The organism is Pseudomonas sp. M2, from assembly GCF_015751845.1.
Taxonomy (GTDB): domain Bacteria; phylum Pseudomonadota; class Gammaproteobacteria; order Pseudomonadales; family Pseudomonadaceae; genus Aquipseudomonas; species Aquipseudomonas putida_E.
The window spans coordinates 910995-929279 of record NZ_JADOUD010000001.1; the positions used below are offsets into that span (position 1 = coordinate 910995).

Annotated in this window: 20 protein-coding genes; 9 read left to right on the forward strand and 11 right to left on the reverse strand. The window is 63.5% G+C overall.

Features of this window, described 5'->3' with window-relative positions:
- Positions 1–5: 5 nt before the first annotated feature.
- From IWW33_RS04365 to IWW33_RS04380, 4 genes are all read right to left on the reverse strand, one after another.
- Positions 6–338: a ribonuclease E inhibitor RraB gene (locus tag IWW33_RS04365; protein WP_115272886.1), complete on the reverse strand. Its 333-nt coding sequence runs from the start codon at positions 336–338 to the stop codon at positions 6–8.
- 175 nt (positions 339–513) lie between these two features.
- Positions 514–750: a hypothetical protein gene (locus IWW33_RS04370; protein ID WP_115272887.1), complete on the reverse strand. Its 237-nt coding sequence runs from the start codon at positions 748–750 to the stop codon at positions 514–516.
- A gap of 167 nt (positions 751–917) precedes the next feature.
- Positions 918–2990 carry an LTA synthase family protein gene (locus tag IWW33_RS04375; RefSeq protein WP_196914213.1) on the reverse strand — a complete coding sequence of 691 codons (2073 nt, stop codon included), beginning with the start codon at positions 2988–2990 and terminating at the stop codon, positions 918–920.
- 148 nt (positions 2991–3138) lie between these two features.
- Positions 3139–3333, reverse strand: a complete 195-nt coding sequence (locus IWW33_RS04380) for a PLD nuclease N-terminal domain-containing protein (protein WP_039604611.1) — start codon at positions 3331–3333, stop codon at positions 3139–3141.
- A 126-nt stretch (positions 3334–3459) separates the two neighbouring features.
- Here IWW33_RS04380 and IWW33_RS04385 point away from each other — a divergent pair, with 126 nt between their 5' ends.
- Positions 3460–4398 carry a ZIP family metal transporter gene (locus tag IWW33_RS04385; RefSeq protein WP_046786612.1) on the forward strand — a complete coding sequence of 313 codons (939 nt, stop codon included), beginning with the start codon at positions 3460–3462 and terminating at the stop codon, positions 4396–4398.
- Between the two features lie 1892 nt (positions 4399–6290).
- Here IWW33_RS04385 and IWW33_RS04390 read toward each other — a convergent pair.
- Positions 6291–6821 (reverse strand): hypothetical protein, encoded by a 531-nt coding sequence (locus IWW33_RS04390; RefSeq protein WP_115272889.1) that lies wholly within the window; start codon positions 6819–6821, stop codon positions 6291–6293.
- Positions 6822–6879: 58 nt separating this feature from the next.
- Complete coding sequence (locus IWW33_RS04395) at positions 6880–7404, reverse strand: ankyrin repeat domain-containing protein (RefSeq protein ID WP_046786613.1); 525 nt, start codon at positions 7402–7404, stop codon at positions 6880–6882.
- 269 nt (positions 7405–7673) lie between these two features.
- Between IWW33_RS04395 and IWW33_RS04400 the strand changes: the two genes are divergently transcribed.
- Positions 7674–7946: a DUF3509 domain-containing protein gene (locus IWW33_RS04400; protein WP_012313353.1), complete on the forward strand. Its 273-nt coding sequence runs from the start codon at positions 7674–7676 to the stop codon at positions 7944–7946.
- Between the two features lie 117 nt (positions 7947–8063).
- On the opposite strand, the gene IWW33_RS04405 is transcribed toward IWW33_RS04400, so the two are convergent.
- From IWW33_RS04405 to aroC, 3 genes are all read right to left on the reverse strand, one after another.
- On the reverse strand, positions 8064–8600 hold the full coding sequence (locus IWW33_RS04405; RefSeq protein WP_196914214.1) for an oxidase: 537 nt from the start codon (positions 8598–8600) through the stop codon (positions 8064–8066).
- Positions 8600–9757 (reverse strand): MFS transporter, encoded by a 1158-nt coding sequence (locus tag IWW33_RS04410; protein ID WP_196914441.1) that lies wholly within the window; start codon positions 9755–9757, stop codon positions 8600–8602. The genes IWW33_RS04405 and IWW33_RS04410 overlap by 1 nt, the downstream gene beginning before the upstream one ends.
- A 146-nt stretch (positions 9758–9903) precedes the next feature.
- Positions 9904–10995 (reverse strand): chorismate synthase, encoded by a 1092-nt coding sequence (aroC, locus tag IWW33_RS04415; RefSeq protein ID WP_046786616.1) that lies wholly within the window; start codon positions 10993–10995, stop codon positions 9904–9906.
- Between the two features lie 141 nt (positions 10996–11136).
- Here aroC and IWW33_RS04420 point away from each other — a divergent pair, with 141 nt between their 5' ends.
- Together IWW33_RS04420 and IWW33_RS04425 are read left to right on the forward strand one after the other, a co-directional pair.
- Positions 11137–12099, forward strand: a complete 963-nt coding sequence (locus IWW33_RS04420) for an alpha/beta fold hydrolase (protein WP_115272895.1) — start codon at positions 11137–11139, stop codon at positions 12097–12099.
- 81 nt (positions 12100–12180) lie between these two features.
- Positions 12181–12969: a hypothetical protein gene (locus IWW33_RS04425; RefSeq protein WP_125924360.1), complete on the forward strand. Its 789-nt coding sequence runs from the start codon at positions 12181–12183 to the stop codon at positions 12967–12969.
- A gap of 82 nt (positions 12970–13051) precedes the next feature.
- On the opposite strand, the gene prmB is transcribed toward IWW33_RS04425, so the two are convergent.
- A complete protein-coding gene (prmB, locus tag IWW33_RS04430) occupies positions 13052–13960 on the reverse strand; it encodes a 50S ribosomal protein L3 N(5)-glutamine methyltransferase (protein WP_196914215.1) in 909 nt (302 codons plus the stop codon).
- Between the two features lie 179 nt (positions 13961–14139).
- Between prmB and IWW33_RS04435 the strand changes: the two genes are divergently transcribed.
- From IWW33_RS04435 to IWW33_RS04455, 5 genes are all read left to right on the forward strand, one after another.
- Entirely contained in the window at positions 14140–14730 is a 591-nt protein-coding gene (locus IWW33_RS04435; protein WP_012313346.1) for a cysteine hydrolase family protein, read from the forward strand.
- Between the two features lie 89 nt (positions 14731–14819).
- A complete protein-coding gene (locus tag IWW33_RS04440) occupies positions 14820–15140 on the forward strand; it encodes a hypothetical protein (protein ID WP_196914216.1) in 321 nt (106 codons plus the stop codon).
- A 96-nt stretch (positions 15141–15236) separates the two neighbouring features.
- Positions 15237–15797 (forward strand): Smr/MutS family protein, encoded by a 561-nt coding sequence (locus IWW33_RS04445; protein ID WP_046786622.1) that lies wholly within the window; start codon positions 15237–15239, stop codon positions 15795–15797.
- Between the two features lie 70 nt (positions 15798–15867).
- Positions 15868–16413 (forward strand): GTP cyclohydrolase I FolE, encoded by a 546-nt coding sequence (gene folE, locus IWW33_RS04450; RefSeq protein WP_012313343.1) that lies wholly within the window; start codon positions 15868–15870, stop codon positions 16411–16413.
- 57 nt (positions 16414–16470) lie between these two features.
- Positions 16471–16842: a glutaredoxin gene (locus IWW33_RS04455; RefSeq protein WP_115272898.1), complete on the forward strand. Its 372-nt coding sequence runs from the start codon at positions 16471–16473 to the stop codon at positions 16840–16842.
- Between the two features lie 727 nt (positions 16843–17569).
- Here IWW33_RS04455 and IWW33_RS04460 read toward each other — a convergent pair.
- Positions 17570–18172, reverse strand: coding sequence for a glutathione S-transferase family protein (locus tag IWW33_RS04460; RefSeq protein WP_046786623.1), 603 nt, complete (start codon positions 18170–18172; stop codon positions 17570–17572).
- Positions 18173–18285 lie beyond the last annotated feature (113 nt).

An 18285-nucleotide genomic window follows, 5' to 3' on the forward strand; every position in this document is an offset into this window, starting at 1 on the left:
GGGGTTCAGGCTGTCGGCCGTTCCTGCTTGACGCCCCACCCCTCTACCTCGCCGCCATAGGGTGACACGACCTGCTCGAAGGCCTCTTCGAAGTCCCCGATACCACCATAGGTGGCATACATGATCTTGCTCAGTTCCAGGTGCCACACACCATCATCCCGTTCTCGCACCTGAGCATTGAGAGACTCACCGCGAAACTGCCCGGCCGCGCGTCGCGCGCCGGCTTCATCTGGAAATACCGCGTAGAACTCGATGGGGTGGATACGGGTGAAGTCGAAACCGCCAGCTTTCATCTGACGCAGGACATTGCTGCTGATATCGTCGTTCTGGCTGCTCATGAATCGTCCTCCTGAATAAAGCAATGGATAGACTTTCCGTGCACTACGCACCTGCCGGCATTGCCGTGCAGTTCGAGCTGATGCAAGACGCGAATTGACAGGTGCAGCCCCGCAGAACAGGCCAACACCTCCCACTAGCGTAGTGCCTTGCGCGGCACCACGCCAACCGTGCGGGTCAGGAAGATTCCTGGATACGGGTGATGACTACGCCGTTCTGCTCCTTGAGCCAACGTGCCGTGGGGGATAGGGCACGGTCCTGGAAGTCGTTGAGGTCCAGCTCATCCATGACCGGGAAAAGATGCGAACGAATGGCCTTGGCCGCCTCTTCCTCGCTGGGGCACAGTTCACCGTGCATCAGCAGCGTGGTTGGCTCGCCTTTCTGGTCGGCAAAGATGACTTCCCACTCTTTCATTGAATAGCCCTCTCAAGCAGAGAACACCGGGGGTGATGCCTGTTAATGCTTGACCGTGGGCCGGGCGATTTGTTCAGTCAGTTGCAGCCACTGGTGACCGCAGGCCGGCGCCATCTTGTGGGAGCCGGCTTGCCGGCGATGGGCCGCAAAGCGGCCCTGTTTGCCAGTTACTTCGGTGTACCGTGCACCACACCGGCCGTGTTGTCGAGCAGGCTCTTGGTCGCGGTCTGGATATACGCTTCGAGCTGCTTGAGCATTTGCGGCTGGTCGGGGCTTTCGATCAGCTCGGCCTTGAACTCGCTGCCCAGCTGGTAGCGGTACAGGCGCGGGGTCATGTCCTTGGACTCGATGAGGATGCGGTCACCCTGCACCAGGCCAACGATCTGCTCGCTGCCCGACGGCTTGATCATACCGATGCCCTGGTCGCCCTCAGGCAGGTTGAGCAGGTCGCGGCCCCAGCACTGGTGCCGTGCCTGGCCACCCAGGCGGCCCATGATGGTCGGCACGATGTCGACCTGGGTGCCCACGGTGTGGTTGAGCGCACCGAACTTCTCCTGGATGCCCGGCGCGATCAGCAGCAGCGGCACGTTGAAGCGGCCCAGGTCCAGTTCGGTGACCTGCTGGTGGTTGCCAAAACCATGGTCGCCAACGATGACGAACAGGGTGTCCTTGAAGTACGGCTCCTTGCGCGCCTTCTCGAAGAACTGGCCCAGCGCCCAGTCGGAGTAGCGCATGGCGGTCAGGTGCTCGTCCAGGCGGCCCTGGCCTGTGACCTTCTCGACCGGCAGGTCCTTGGGCAAGGCATACGGGGTGTGGTTGGACAGCGTCTGCAGCAGCGCGTAGATCGGCTTCTTGCCATCGTGCTTGGCCAGCTCCTCGTTGCCACGGTCGAACATGTCCTGGTCGGAAACGCCCCAGGTTGGGTCGGAGAACACCGGGTCGACGAAGTCGTTGCGGCCGATGAAGGTGGTCATGCCCTGGTTGCCGAAGAAACCGGACTGGTTGTCCCAGGCGAAATCACCGTTGTAGACGTACACGTCGTCGTAGTCACGGGCGCTCAACAGCGCCGGCAAGCCCGACAGCTTGTGGCCGCCTTCCGGGGTCTGCATCAGGTATTCGAAGCCCGGCAGGTTCGGGAAGCAGGCCATGGTAGCGAACATGCCCTGGTGGGTATGGGTACCGTTGGAGAAGAAGCGGTCGAACAACAGCCCCTCCTTGGCCAGCTTGTCGAAGTACGGGGTGATGTTGTTCGGGCTGCCCAGGGCGCCTACCGAATGGCCCGCGAAGCTCTCCATGAGGATCACAACGACGTTCTTGACCGGCAAGGTACCTTCGGCCGGCGGCACGAAGTCACGGCGCACGGCGGCCTCATCGGCATCGACCAGCGTGTCGTAAGGGGTCAGGAGATGTTCACGCACGGTCTGCGTGGCCAGGTTCTGCTCCAGCACCGGCTTCCAGATGTTGGCACGGTCCTCGCCGAAACGGCTCTTGGCAGCGTCGATCAGTGTCAGGGTACCGTTGAGGCCCAGCTGGTTGACGAAGTTGGAGTCAGTGGTGAAGGCATCGCCCCAGCGCATGGGCGGGCCCTGGCGCAGGGTGCCACGGGCGGCAACCACAGCCACCAGCAGGATCACCATGAACACGGCCAGGCGGTGATACCACGGCGCAACACTGCGCTGCACGGTAACGCCACTGCCACCGATGCCACGGGTCAGGCGGTCGATGCCCTTGAACAGCAGGCTCAGCAGCCAGGTGCCGAACAGCCAGGCCAGCAGGTAGCGGACCACCGGGAAGCCGTACCAGAGCATGCTCATCACGGTTTTCGGGTCTTCCTTGATGTACTGGAAGACCAGGCCGTTGAGGCGCTGGTGGAACTCGCGGTAGAAGTCCAGCTCCATCAGGCCGAGGAACATCACCACGCTCGCGGTGATGGTCAGCCAGAAGCGGAACAGGCCGCGCCGGGCCATGGCCCATGGGCTCAGCGTTGCCAGCAGCAACGGGATGCTCAGGTACACCACCACGCGCAGGTCGAAGCGCAAACCGTTGAACAAGCCTTCGGCAACGGTGGAATAAGGGGTGTCGCCGATCATGTCACTGTTGTAGACCAGCAGCGCGAGGCGCACCAGGCTGAGCATCAGCATGATCACCAGGGCACTGAGCAGCGTATAGGCCAAGTGCGATTTCAAGGTCGGCGAGAAGGCTCGCGCGCCCTGTTGCTTCAAGGCATCCGTGTTAGCCATGAATGGGAAGGTCCTAGGATTGCGTGTTTGCGGGATGGCGCCGGCGCTAGACCAACGCAGCATTGTGCGGGTGCGGATTCTGTTTAAACCAATGTGAAAATTTTGTCACGGGGCTGTTGCTGGTTTTGTCTGCGCCAGCAAAATGCCCCTATCCAAGCCGCACATTGCCCCTGGGACCGGCAATGGCCCAGATCACCAGGCCGATCACCGGCAGCAGGGCGATCAGCAGTATCCACAGCACCTTGACCCCCACCTCCCGGCCACTCTTGATCACATTGAGGATTGCCCAGATATCCAGCGCCAGAATGATCAGGCCAACCAGCCCGTTGAACGTCGAACCCATGGCAAAACCCCCGTTGACAGTCAGTGTGGCTGAGCATAATCAGCTATCAGGTCGATAGAAGGGAATCCTTGGCCTGCCCTGCTGGTCACTGGGTAGACTGCAAGCATTCACAGATCCGAGGTTCGCATGCCCCCAGCCCAGACTCAAACCCCCGCCTCGCCCTCGTTGTTGAGTGCCTGGCGCCAGCAGGCAGTCAATACCCCGTGGCTCAGCGCGGGGCTGGGCGTGAGCTTGCTGGCGGTCATCGTGCTGCTGGCGGCGAGTTTCTGGAACGCCGTCAACGGCGAGCATGCCGACAGCCTGCACCTGGCGCTGCTCGGCGGGCTGTCCGGTTTCGGCGCCACGGCCTTGGGCGCGGTACTGGCCGTTGTGCTGCGCGATGTCAGTGCCCGCAGCCAGGATGTGATGCTGGGCTTTGCGGCCGGCATGATGCTGGCCGCCAGTTCGTTTTCATTGATATTGCCCGGCCTTGAGGCTGCCCGCGAAATTACCGGCAACGGCCCGGCCGCCGCTTTTACTGTGGTGCTGGGCATGGGCCTGGGTGTGCTGCTGATGCTCGGGCTTGACCGCTTCACCCCGCACGAACACGAAAGCACCGGCCCCTGCGGCCCCGATGCCGAGCGCATCAGCCGGGTGTGGCTGTTCGTGCTGGCGATCACCCTGCACAACCTGCCCGAAGGCATGGCCATTGGCGTGAGCTTTGCCAATGGCGACATGAATGTCGGCCTGCCGCTGACCAGCGCCATCGCCATTCAGGACATCCCCGAAGGCCTGGCCGTAGCGCTGGCCTTGCGCGCAACCGGTTTGTCCAACTTCAAGGCCGCGCTGGTAGCGATTGGCTCGGGCCTGATGGAGCCCTTGGGCGCGGTGATCGGGTTGGGGATTTCCACCGGCTTTGCCCTCGCCTACCCCATCAGCATGGGGCTGGCGGCGGGGGCGATGCTGTTCGTGGTGTCCCACGAGGTGATACCCGAAACCCACCGCAACGGGCACCAGACGGCGGCGACGCTGGGGGTGATGGGCGGGTTTGCGGTGATGATGTTTCTGGATACTGCGCTGGGTTGAAACGACTTACCGACGCCGCTCTTGTAGGAGCGGCCTCGTGTCGCGAAAGGGCTGCGCAGCAGACCCAGCAATTTGTGTTGCGCTGCTGAACCTTGGGGCCGCTTTGCGGCCCTTCGCGACACAAGGCCGCTCCTACAGGCGTGTGAGCTGCCTTGAGCGCTTTCAGTGCCATTATCACCTGGCTTTGTTCAGCGCGGCCATCTGCACCTTGCTGCAGGTAGGAGCGGCCTCGTGTCGCGAAAGGGCTGCGCAGCAGACCCAGCAATTTGTGTTGCGCTGCTGAATCTTGGGGCCGCTTTGCGGCCCTTTCGCGACACGAGGCCGCTCCTACAGGCGTGTGAGCTGCCTTGAGCGCTTTCAGTGCCATTATCACCTGGCTTTGTTCAGCGCGGCCATCTGCACCTTGCTGCAGGTAGGAGCGGCCTCGTGTCGCGAAAGGGCTGCGCAGCAGACCCAGCAATTTGTGTTGCGCTGCTGAATCTTGGGGCCGCTTTGCGGCCCTTCGCGACACAAGGCCGCTCCTACAGGCGTGTGAGCTGCCTTGAGCGCTTTCAGTGCCATTACCACCTGGCTTTGTTCAGCGCGGCCATCTGCACCTTGCTGCAGGTAGGAGCGGCCTCGTGTCGCGAAAGGGCTGCGCAGCAGACCCAGCAATTTGTGTTGCGCTGCTGAATCTTGGGGCCGCTTTGCGGCCCTTTCGCGACACAAGGCCGCTCCTACGGGCGTGTGAGCTGCCTTGAGCGCTTTCAGTGCCATTATCACCTGGCTTTGTTCAGCGCGGCCATCTGCACCTTGCTGCAGGTAGGAGCGGCCTCGTGTCGCGAAAGGGCTGCGCAGCAGACCCAGCAATTTGTGTTGCGCTGCTGAATCTTGGGGCCGCTTTGCAGCCCTTCGCGACACAAGGCCGCTCCTACGGGCGTGTGAGCTGCCTTGAGCGCTTTCAGTGCCATTATCACCTGGCTTTGTTCAGCGCGGCCATCTGCACCTTGCTGCAGGTAGGAGCGGCCTCGTGTCGCGAAAGGGCTGCGCAGCAGACCCAGCAATTTGTGTTGCGCTGCTGAATCTTGGGGCCGCTTTTCGGCCCTTCGCGACACAAGGCCGCTCCTACAGGCGTGTGAGCTGCCTTGAGCGCTTTCAGTGCCATTATCACCTGGCTTTGTTCAGCGCGGCCATCTGCACCTTGCTGCAGGTAGGAGCGGCCTCGTGTCGCGAAAGGGCTGCGCAGCAGACCCAGCAATTTGTGTTGCGCTGCTGAATCTTGGGGCCGCTTTTCGGCCCTTCGCGACACAAGGCCGCTCCTACAGGCGTGTGAGCTGCCTTGAGCGCTTTCAGTGCCATTACCACCTGGCTTTGTTCAATGCGGCCATCTGCACCTTGCTGCAGGTAGGAGCGGCCTCGTGTCGCGAAGGGGCTGCGCAGCAGACCCAGCAATTTGTGTTGCGCTGCTGAATCTTGGGGCCGCTTTGCGGCCCTTCGCGACACAAGGCCGCTCCTACAGGCGTGTGAGCTGCCTTGAGCGCTTTCAGTGCCATTATCACCTGGCTTTGTTCAATGCGGCCATCTGCACCTTGCTGCAGGTAGGAGCGGCCTCGTGTCGCGAAAGGGCTGCGCAGCAGACCCAGCAATTTGTGTTGCGCTGCTGAATCTTGGGGCCGCTTTTCGGCCCTTCGCGACACAAGGCCGCTCCTACAGGCGTGTGAGCTGCCTTGAGCGCTTTCAGTGCCATTACCACCTGGCTTTGTTCAATGCGGCCATCTGCACCTTGCTGCAGGTAGGAGCGGCCTCGTGTCGCGAAAGGGCTGCGCAGCAGACCCAGCAATTTGTGTTGCGCAACTGAATCTTGGGGCCGCTTTGCGGCCCATTCGCGACACAAGGCCGCTCCTACAGCCGATTCAGCTGTGAACGGCCACCTTGAGCGCCTCTAAGGCCGGCTCTACCTTGATACCCAGTTCAGCACCCAGCTCCAGCACACGCGCCAGGTCGTTTTTGCCAACCATCACCACCTGCAACTCATCATCGAGCAACTGGCTGAAGTTGAGCAGCACATAACCACCGGCCTCTTTGTTCAGCGCGGCCATCTGCACCTGGATGCGGTTGAGCGCCGTCAACGGCTCGGTACGCGCCAGCTGCTTGGGCTTGAGGGTGAACGGCACGCTCTTGTCGAACGAATCGCTGATGTGCTGGAACAACTCCTGATAGCTGTCGGCCTGGAACACCACGGTGTCCGGCAGGCTGCCAAGCACCACCCACTCGCCCAGCGGGATCGGGAAGCTGTCGTCGTAGTTGATGTCCGGGTTGGCGGCGAGGAAGGCGGCGGGGTCGGCGTAGGCCTGCGCGGCCTCGTCGGCGATGCGCTCGATGTCTTCATCGCGCATGCAGCCGGCGCCGATGAGGCTGATGAATTCGAGCAACTGGTTTTTCATGAAGGGGCCTGCGACGGGTGAAAAGTCGCCAAGGATAGCCGCAAATGCCCCCAGGCAGTTAGCCGGCCAGCGCCTGCAGGCGCGCTGCGGTATCGGCTGCGCCCATGGTGTGCGCCGCCATCAGCGCGGTGGCGCCGCGCGCATCCTGGTGTGCCGGGTCGGCGCCTTGGGCCAGCAGGTAGTCGAGAATCTCTACACGGTTGAACATCGCCGCCAGCATCAGTGCAGTACGCCCGTCCTGCGCAGCAGCGTCGACCGGCACGCCGTTTTCCAGCAACAGCCGGATCATCGCCAGGTCACCCTTGAACGCCGCACCGGCGATCGGCAGTTGGCCGTTGTCGTTGGCAACCAGCGGGTCAGCCCCCTGGCTCAGCAATACGCGGACCGCATCATGGTGGCCGTGGTAGCTGGCCAGCATCAGCAGCGTGTCGCCTTTGTGGTTGCGCAGATTGGCTGGCAAGCCACTGGCCAAAAGACGCTCGAGCATCGTGGCATCCCCCTGGCGGGCACACTCGAAGACCTGCTCGGCAAATGCCGCGGTCTCGTCATCGGTCATGGCGGCGGGTGCTTGTTGTTCAGACATCTGGAACCTCCTGGCAGAAAAGATTGCCCAAGTGTTTGTCAGGCAAGCCCGGCAGGTCAAAGGTTCAGAATCTATAGCGCCGATAGCCACCGGCCGGCTCGTGCAAAATGCACTGTGCAAAATGCACGACCATGCAGCCTGCACGGCACTACCCTCCCCGAAGAAACCTCAAGGCCTTGAAATTAAAGGCTTTTTATCAGAATCAAGTTTTGGCACGCTCACTGCACCTATCAACTCACGTCTGCCCACCAAATCAGTCAGGAGTTGATATGGACCTCATTCAGGAAAAGTTCGTCTCGGTGTTCTCGGCCTACCAGGTCACCACCCAGCCTCGCCCCGATGGCGGCATCCTGCTGACGCTGCGTGCCACCGATGGCAGGGTTACCCGCCGCGTGCTGACCTACGGGCAACTGCACAGCGCCGAACAGCTGTCCTGGGCGATCAGCGCCATTCGCCGCGACCTGGCCGAGCAAGCCAGTGAACTGCCGGTGATCTCGATGCTGCAGAGCCAGCAACGCTTCGCGCTGCCGACCTACCGTTGAGTTTTGTCTGCACCGGCCGCTTCGCGGGTAAACCTGCGCCCACAGGTACTGCATTGCCCTTAGGGATGGCGGGGTACCTGTAGGCTCAGGCTTGCCCGCGAGGGGCCGGAGCGGACACTAGAACTCGTCGATCCCAGCGTACGCACGCGCCGTATCGTCCCCGGTAAAGCGCGGCTGCATACCCTGCTCACTGGCATAGAGTCGCAGCGCCAGGCAGAACGGGTTGTCCCCCAGCTCCACCCAGCGCCGGCACCCTGCCGGGATCACCAGCTGGTCGCCTTTCTCACACACCAGCGCATACACATAGTCACCCAGGCGAAGCCCGATCTGGGCACGACCTGTGACTACGGCAAATACTTCATCAACCTCATGCACATGCTCATCACGCAGGTCGACCTGTGCCGGGTCGGCACCGTCGCGGTTGAGCACACTGAACGCTGCGCAGCCCTGGGCAGTCATCAACCGGTCAAGGTGTTCGCGGCAGGCGCTCATTACTTCATCCTGGCTGCTGCCTGGCCGTATGCGCAGCGCCAGCGCAGCGTGGTGAAAACGCACACCCTGCTCTGCCAGCGTTGCGGTGATGTCGTCGTGGTGGGTCAGCATCTTGTTCGGCAAGGCCGGGCTGGACGGGTGGAATACACAGAGGATGCTCATCAGCGGCAGGTCCTGGTCGATTTCAAACGAGTGGCAATGATAACGGCTGCCGCGAGCGCTGCGGCGCTGGCCATACCAAAGGTGAAGGTGGGGCCCAGCAGCTTCCAGCTGTAGCCCGAATACAACGCCCCCAGCGCACCGCCGGTGCCCGACAGCGCGGCATACAATGCCTGGCCCTGGCCTTGCTGACGGGCGCCGAAACTGGCCTGGACGAACGCGATGGAGGCAGCATGGAAGCAGCCGAACGTGGCTGCGTGCAGCACCTGGGCGAAGATCAGCACGCCCGGCTCGCCCGCCAGGTTGCCCAGCAGCAGCCAGCGCAGGGCGGCCAGCAGGAAGCTGGCCAGCAGCACCTGCTGCACGCTGAAGCGCATGAAGATACGGCTCATGGCCATGAATATCAGCACTTCGGCCACCACCCCCAGCGCCCACAGCAGGCCGATGGCGCCGCGGCTGTAGCCCAGGTGTTCCAGGTGCAATGTGAGGAAGGTGTAGTAAGGCCCGTGGCTGAGCTGCATCAAGGCCACGCACAGGTAGAAGGCAACCACCCCGGGCGCCCGCAACTGGCGCAGGAAGCCGCCCGCGTCGCGCCGCTCGCCCTGCTCCACCGGCTGGGCATTGGGCACCCACAGGCTGGCCGCGACGATGCCCGCCATGATGGTCACCAGGGCGACCGGGTAGATATCCAGGCTCAGCCATTCGAACAACCGCCCAAGGCCGACCACGGTGAGGATGAAACCGATCGAGCCCCACAGGCGCACCTGGCTGTAGCGCGCCGTCTGCCCGTGCAGGTGGGCCAGGGTGATGACCTCGAACTGCGGCAGTACCGCGTGCCAGAAGAACGCGTGCAGGGCCATTACCAGCGCCAGCCAGGCGTAGCTCTTGCCGAAGAAGATCAGCGAAAAGGTGGCCAGGGTACACAGCGCGCCGAGGCGCACGATCAGCAGCCGCTGGCCGCTGCGGTCACCCAGCCAGCCCCACAGATTGGGGGCGATGCAGCGCATCAGCATGGGGATGGCCACCAGCTCGCCAATACGCGCCGGGGGGAAGCCGAGGTGGTCGAAGTACAGGGCCAGGAACGGGGCTGTCGAACCCAGCAGAGCGAAGTAGAAAAGGTAGAAGCTGGACAGGCGCCAGTAGGGGATTGGGTTCATCAGGGCTCAGCCAGAATGGGGTATTGCCAGTACCGGCCCTATCGCCGGCAAGCCGGCTCCCACACGGGCAGCATGGGCGCCGGCTTGAACCGGCTCCACAGGTGCAGTGTAGGAGCCGGCTTGCCGGCGATAGGGCCGGTACTTGCGAATCAGAGCTGGCCCAGAACCGGCGTTGCGACCTTCACCTCGGCATTCTGCGCCCGGTGACGCAACAGGTGATCCATCAGCACGATAGCCATCATCGCTTCAGCGATCGGCGTGGCGCGAATGCCAACGCACGGGTCATGACGGCCCTTGGTGATGACGTCGACCGGGTTGCCGTCCACGTCGATGGAGCGGCCCGGCACGGTGATGCTGGAGGTCGGCTTGAGCGCCAGGTGGGCGACGATCGGCTGGCCAGAGCTGATACCGCCCAGGATCCCGCCCGCGTTATTGCTGAGGAAGCCTTCGGGGGTCAGCTCGTCGCGGTGCTCGGTACCGCGCTGGGCGATGCTGGCGAAACCCGCACCGATTTCAACGCCCTTGACCGCGTTGATGCTCATCAGCGCATGGGCCAGTTCCGCGTCCAGGCGGTCGAAGATCGGCTCACCCAACCCTGGCATCACGCCCTCGGCCACCACGGTGATCTTCGCCCCGACCGAGTCCTGGTCGCGGCGCAGCTGGTCCATGTAGGCCTCAAGCTCCGGCACCTTGGCCGGGTCGGGGCTGAAGAAGGCGTTGTCCTGCACCGAATCCCAGGTCTTGAAGGGGATTTCGATCGGCCCCAGCTGGCTCATGTAGCCGCGCACCTGGATGCCCTGGGTGGCCAGGTACTTCTTGGCGATGGCGCCGGCCGCCACACGCATGGCGGTTTCGCGGGCCGAGCTGCGGCCACCGCCGCGGTAGTCGCGGATGCCGTACTTGTGGTGGTAGGTGTAGTCGGCGTGGGCCGGGCGGAACAGGTCCTTGATCGCCGAATAGTCCTTGGACTTCTGGTCGGTGTTGCGGATCAGCAGGCCGATCGAGCAGCCGGTGGTACGGCCTTCGAACACACCGGAGAGGATTTCCACCTCGTCCGGTTCCTGGCGCTGGGTGGTGTGCCGGCTGGTGCCGGGCTTGCGCCGGTCGAGGTCGTGTTGCAGGTCGGCGAGGGAGATTTCCAGGCCCGGAGGGCAGCCATCGACAATGGCGACCAACGCCGGGCCATGGCTTTCGCCAGCGGTGGTGACAGTGAACAGCTTGCCGTAGGTATTGCCGGACATGGACGCTCCGCGAGTCTGCCTGAAGTGAACGAGGGGAGCAGTATACGGAAAATTTCACAAGGAATGCTTGCCCGCTCCGGGGGGCTGCAGAACCTTCCCATGAACATTGGGTCAAACGCTCATCTCCCCATGTAGTACCGCCTGATGCCGCGCTTCGTCGCTTTCTTCCTCCTGCTGTGCACCGGCCTTGCCCAGGCAGCCTCACCCACCGTCCTGCAACGCCCTATCGACCTGGACACCGGCCAGGGTGTGCTGCATGGCAGCCTGCTGTTGCCGCAACAGGCCACCCCGCCCCCTGTGGTATTGATCATCGCCGGCTCCGGCCCTACCGACCGCGATGGCAACAACCCGGCCTCGGGGCGTATCGACAACCTCAAACGCCTGGCGCTGCTGCTGGCCAATGAGCGCATTGCCAGCGTGCGCTACGACAAGCGCGGCGTGGCCGCCAGCCTGCCGGCCACACCCGATGAGCGCGACCTCAGTGTCGAGCGCTACGTCGCCGACGTGGTGGCCTGGAGCCGCAAGCTCAAGGCCGACCCGCGCTTCGGCCCGCTGATACTGGTCGGCCACAGCGAAGGGGCACTGATTGCCAGCCTGGCCGCCGAGCAGGCCGGCGCCAGCGCCGTCATCACCCTCGCCGGCAGCGGCCGGCCCATCGCCGATGTGCTGCGCGAACAACTGGCGCAACGCATGCCGCCCGCGCAACTGGCCCGCAGCAGCGCCCTGCTCGACCGCCTGCAGGCCGGGCAGACCAGCCTGGATGTCCCCGCCCCTCTGCGCCAGGTATTCCGCCCCAGCGTGCAGCCCTACCTGATCTCACTGTTCCGTCAGGACCCGGCCAAGGCCTTCGCCCGCCTGCCGATGCCTGCGCTGATCATCCAGGGCCGCAACGACGTGCAGGTGGATGTGGCCGATGCCCAGCGCCTGAAGGCGGCCAAACCCGATGCCCAACTGGTACTGATCGACGGCATGAACCACATGCTGCGCATCAGCCCCAAGGCCATGAGCGAGCAGCGCGACAGCTACCTGAACCCTGAACTGCCGCTGGCCCGTGAGCTGGGTGAGCGGGTGGTGACGTTCATTCATCAATTGCCCTCAGCCTGAGGAGATCGCCGCACAATGGCCTCAGGTCCTGGGCGATACGGCCGATAAGCTCGGTATTGGCTTGTATGTGAGAACGCCCTGATGACCGACGCCCCCGCCGCCGTAGAGCCGGCCGAAGAGCCGCAAGCCCCGGACAGCCCAGCGCTGCCCTGGGCTGACCTGGCAGTAGAACACTTTCAGTTGCTGCGCCTGGCGCCGCTGCCCACCGACCGCAACAGCGGCGCGCGGCCGCTGCGTTTCGTCGAGTTCGGCCATGCCGAGCGCCACGACAAGGCGCACAGCCTGCTGCGCATGGAAATCCGCCTGCCCGGGCAGAAGGTGCGCAAAGAGCAGAACCAGTTGGATGTGCGGGTTGACCACCTTGAGCGGCGGGTGAGCATCGGCAGCGACAGCGGCCTGCAGCTGGAGCCACTGAACCGCGGCCTGGGGCGTTTCATGCTGGCCCAGGCCGTGCAGTGGCTGCAGCGCAAATGGTCGCACTACCACATCGAAGGCATGGCGCTGCCAAACAAGGATGCCCTGAACGAAGACACGCGCCTGCGCCGCGACCGCTTCCTGAGCGCGACCGGCATCGAGGTGGAGTACGCCGACGGGCAGCACCTCAAAGGCCGCACGGTCGAAGCCACGGTGGGCCAGCTCAAGGGCGGCTGGAACAGTGAGAAGGTGCAGCGGGTGGCCATGCTCGAGGCGGCCGGGATGCTGCAGCAGGCCGAGCAGAACCTTCTGGAGAAGGAGGCGCAACTGCGCGAGCGCGATGAGCGGGTGGCCAAGTACCAGCGCGAGGACAGCGGGCTGCGCTTTACCATTACCTGCCTGGTGGCGTTTGCGGTGTTCCAGGCTGGGTTGTTGATCTGGATTGCCACCCGCTAGAGCAAGTGGGCGCATGCCATGGGTGCTACAGCGGCTTTGAGACCGTGCAACGCAAGGCATGCCCCACCCCATCAAGCCCCGGTCAAACGCGGGCCTTGAACAGCTCATGATGTTGCCGGCACTGCTCCGCCGTCAGCATGAACACCCCATGCCCACCGCGCTCGAAGTCCAGCCAGGCGAAGTCGACCTCCGGGTACAGCGCCTCGACATGCACCTGGCTATTGCCCACCTCGACAATCAGCAGGCCCTTCTCGGTCAGGTGCTCGGCCGCCTCGGCCAGCATGCGCCGCACCAGGTCCAGGCCATCGTTGCCGCAGGCCAGGCCCATCTCCGGCTCATGGTGATACTCGGCCGGCATGTCGCCGAAGTCCTCGGCATCGACATACGGCGGGTTGGACAGGATCAGGTCGAAGCGCTGCCCCGGCAGGCCCGCGAAGCCGTCACCCTGTACCGTGAATACCCGCTCGTCCAGGCCATGGCGTTCGATGTTCTGGTTGGCCACTTCAAGCGCTTCGAAGGACAGGTCGGCCAATACCACCTCGGCCTCGGGGAACACCTCGGCCGCTACGATACCGATGCAACCGGAGCCCGTGCACAGGTCGAGAATGCGCGCAGGCTCGTTGGCCAGCCACGGCTCGAAGCGTTTTTCGATCAGCTCGCCGATCGGCGAACGCGGTACCAGCACACGCTCGTCAACGATGAACGACATGCCGCAGAACCACGCCTCACCCAGCAGGTAGGCAGTGGGTACACGGTCTTCGATACGGCGCTTGAGCAGGTGCTGCAGGCGAACACGCTCGTCGTCCTCGAGCTGGCAATCCAGGTAGCTGTCGGCGATTTCCCACGGCAGGTGCACGGCGCCCAGCACCAGCAGGCGGGCTTCATCCCAGGCATTGTCGGCACCGTGGCCGAAAAACAGCTCGTGCTCGTGGAAGCGGCTGACCGCCCAGCGGATGTGGTCGCGCAAGGTGCGCAGACGAGATGTGATCACGGGGTACTCCTATTCAGATCTGGACAAAAGTCTAACAGCCCGCACCGCACAAATGTTCCTGCGGATCGCCCAGCGGGTAGCCACAGGCCAGTAACTGCGCCGGTTTCGATGTCAACCATTCCCATTGGCGCCAAGGCAAGGGAGAATAGGTATACAAAAGCCCTTCCAAGGAGCCCTTGATGTCCGTTCCAACCACGATGTTCCGCCTCACTGGCCGCGATTACCCGCCGGCCAAGCTGAGCCAAGCCAGCCTGATCGTCATCGATGCGCAAAAAGAGTACCTCAGTGGTCCGCTCGCGCTGTCGGGCATGGACGAGGCCGTGGCCAACATCGCCAGGTTGCTCGACGCCGCCCGCAAGGCCGGCCGTCCGATCATCCACGTCCGCCACCTCGGTACCGTCGGCGGTCGCTTTGACCCGCAAGGCCCTGCCGGTGAATTCATCCCGGGGCTGGAGCCACGCGACGGTGAAATAATCATCGAAAAGCGCATGCCCAACGCGTTCAAGAACACCAAGCTGCACGAAACCCTGCAGGAGCTGGGGCACCTGGACCTGATCGTCTGCGGTTTCATGAGCCATTCCAGCGTCAGCACCACCGTGCGCCGGGCCAAGGACTATGGTTATCGTTGTACCCTGGTGCAAGACGCTTCGGCGACCCGCGACCTGGCCCTGAAAGACCGCGTGATTCCCGCTGCGCAGATTCACGAGTGCGAAATGGCCGTGATGGCCGACAACTTCGCCTGCGTCGCCCCCACCGCCAGCCTGATCTGAGCCTGGCGAGCTGACCACCGCCCGGCAGCCGGGCGGAACCCGGGGGCCGGTTGCCGGTCGAATTTCTGATGCCCACAGAGGAAATCGGAATGAAGCTCAAAGGCAGTTTCGACGCCAAGCGCCTGCGCCAGCGCGAGCCACGCAACTGGGGCGCCCGCCTGGCCGCCGGCCTGTCGGCGCTGCTGGCCACGTCCGGTGTGCTGCTGGCCATGGCCGGCGTCGCCGGGCTGCTCGGTAATTACCCGGCCTTTGCCGAGCTCAATGCCAACCGCCCGCTTTCGATTACCCTGAGCGTGGTCGGGCTGGTGCTCCTGTACCTGGGCGTGCGCTTCTGGCGGCGCAGCCGCATTCGCCTGCGCCGCGGTCGGGAGCTGAACATGTCGCCGCACCTGATGAAAAAGCACGACTGAAGGCTGTGCTGAAGCCCCCTGGCCCTGCCAGCGGCAGGGCCATTGCTGACGCCACAGGGTTGATCGCGTAAACTACGCCGCCCACGTGGAGGCACCATGCAAGACGACGATTTTTCCCTGTTCAGCGCCGAGGTGCGCGGCGTCAAGCCGATCAAGCACGACCGTGCCGAGGTCGGCAAACCCAAGGCTGACCGCAAGCAGCTGGCCGGCCTGCGCCAGGCGGCGACCGTGCGCAGTGACCAGACGTTGGTGATCGACGGCCTGTCCGACCAGTTCGTCATCGACGTGGGTGCCGAAGACGAGTTGATGTGGCGCCGCGACGGCGTGCAGGAAACCCAGCTGCGCAAGCTCAAGCTCGGCCAGATCGCCTTCGAGGGCAGCCTCGACCTGCACGGCATGACTGTCGAGAAGGCCCGCGAAACCCTGTGGGCCTTCATTGCCGAGGCCACCAAGCTGGAAGTACGCTGCGTGCGCGTGACCCACGGCAAGGCCGCACGCCTGGATGGCAAGCGGCCAATGATCAAGAGCCACGTCAACACCTGGCTGCGCCAGCACCCGCAGGTGCTCGGTTTCGCCTCCTGCCAGGCCCGCCACGGCGGTACCGGGGCCGTGTACGTAATGCTCAAACGAACCATGATGGAAGGCCGAGACGAGTAACGCCGCGCTTGCAGCGCAGGCTTTGCCGCCGTAACCTTCGTTTTTGCGATTTTTTCCCACAGGTAGATACATGTCCCTGGAACAGAACTACACCGAGATCCTCAGCCAGATCGGCGAGGACGTCTCCCGTGAGGGCCTGCTCGACACGCCCAAGCGGGCTGCAAAGGCCATGAAATACCTTTGCCGCGGTTACGAGCAGACGCTGGAAGAAGTGACCAACGGCGCGCTGTTCACCTCCGACAACAGCGAAATGGTGCTGGTCCGGGACATCGAGCTGTATTCGATGTGCGAACACCACATGCTGCCGTTCATCGGCAAGGCGCACGTGGCCTACCTGCCCAAGGGCAAGGTACTGGGCCTGTCCAAGGTCGCGCGGATCGTCGACATGTTCGCCCGCCGCCTGCAGATCCAGGAAAACCTCAGCCGCCAGATCGCCGAGGCCGTGCAACAGGTGACCGGCGCTGCGGGTGTGGCGGTGGTTATCGAAGCCAAGCACATGTGCATGATGATGCGCGGTGTGGAGAAGCAGAACTCGACCATGCTCACCTCGGTGATGCTCGGTGAATTCCGCGACAACCCGGCCACGCGCATGGAGTTCCTCGGCCTGATCAAATGATCGGCGCGTGACCCGAGCCGGCCCTGAGGGTCGGCTTTTTATTTTCAGGAGTTGCAGATGATCGTCAAAGCCTTGCGGGTCGGCCTCGGCCAGCTCATCGTGATCGGCGACCTGATCAGCCGCCCGGCCAAGCGCAAGCGCGATGCCGCGGCCCAGGCGCATGTCGAGCAGCAGGCCAAGGGCCTTGCGCTGTACCAGTTCCATGCGTGCCCGTTCTGCGTGAAAACCCGCCGCACCCTGCACCGCCTCAACGTGCCAGTGGCATTGCGCGACGCCAAGAACGACCCAGAGCACCGCCAGGCGCTGCTCGAAGGTGGCGGCCGGGTGAAAGTGCCGTGCTTGCGCATCGAAGAGCAAGGCAACGTGACCTGGATGTATGAGTCCAAGGCAATCATTGCCTACCTGGACAAACGCTTCGCGAGTATCTGAGGCGGTTCTTTGTAGGAGCGGCCTTGTGTCGCGAAGGGCCGCAAAGCGGCCCCAGGAGATCAGCGGCGCAACCGATATCCTGGGGCTGCTGCGCAGCCCTTTCGCGACACAAGGCCGCTCCTACCCCCAGCAAGGTGCAAGTGGCCGCGCTGAACAAAGCCAGGTGGTGATGACACTGGAAGCGCTCAAGGTCGCTATTCACGCCTGTAGGAGCGGCCTTGTGTCGCGAAGGGCCGCAAAGCGGCCCCAGGATATCAGCGGCGCCACCGATATCCTGGGGCTGCTGCGCAGCCCTTTCGCGACACAAGGCCGCTCCTACCCGCTGCAAGGTGCAAATGGCCGCGCCGAACAAAGCCAGGTGGTGATGACACTGGAAGCCCTCAAGGTCGCTGTTCACGCCTGTAGGAGCGGCCTTGTGTCGCGAAGGGCCGCAAAGCGGCCCCAGGATATCAGCGGCGCCACAGATATCCTGGGTCTGCTGCGCAGCCCTTTCGCGACACGAGGCCGCTCCTACCCGCAGCAAGGTGCAAGTGGCCGCGCTGAACAAAGCCAGGTGGTGATGACACTGGAAGCGCTCAAGGTCGCTGTTCACGCCTGTAGGAGCGGCCTTGTGTCGCGAAGGGCCGCAAAGCGGCCCCAGGATATCAGCGGCGCCACCGATATCCTGGGGCCGCTTCGCAGCCCTTTCGCGACACGAGGCCGCTCCTACGGAACCTGTGAGGCCTGCTCAGCCCACCATCGGCACATGCCGAGGATGCGCGGCCACCCGGGCCAGCCAGGCTCGCACACCCGGGTACTCGGCCAGGTCGAACCCACCCTGATGCGCCACATGGGTGTAGGCATACAACGCCACATCGGCAATCGAATATTGCTCGCCCACCAGGTACGGCGTCATCTGCAACTGCCGCTCCATCACCCTCAATGCCTTGTAGCCGCCCTTGTGCAGCTTGCGGTATTCGTCCACGCGCTCGTCAGGCAAACCCAGGTAAAACTGGATGAACCGCGCCACGGCGATGTACGGCTCATGGCTGTACTGCTCGAAGAACTGCCACTGCAGCACCTGGGTACGCAAACGCGGCTCGCTGGGCAGGTACTCGCTGCCATCGGCCAGGAAATTGAGAATGGCGTTGGACTCCCACAGGCAGGTGCCGTCCTCAAGCTTTAGCACCGGCACCTTGCCATTGGGGTTCATCGCCAGAAATTCCGGCGTTTCGGTCCCCCCCTTGAGGATATCCACCGGATGCCATTCATAAGGGCGGTCCAGCAGGCTGAGCATCAGCTTGACCTTGTAACAGTTGCCCGACTGGTAGTCGCCATAGACTTTGTACATCGCCCCTCCCTCCCATGCAGTTGCGCATTCGTGCCCAATAGTTGGCGACTGTACGGCTAAAAGCAATGCCCGCTGTATGGCAAGGATCAACCCGACGCGCGTTAGTCTGAAAA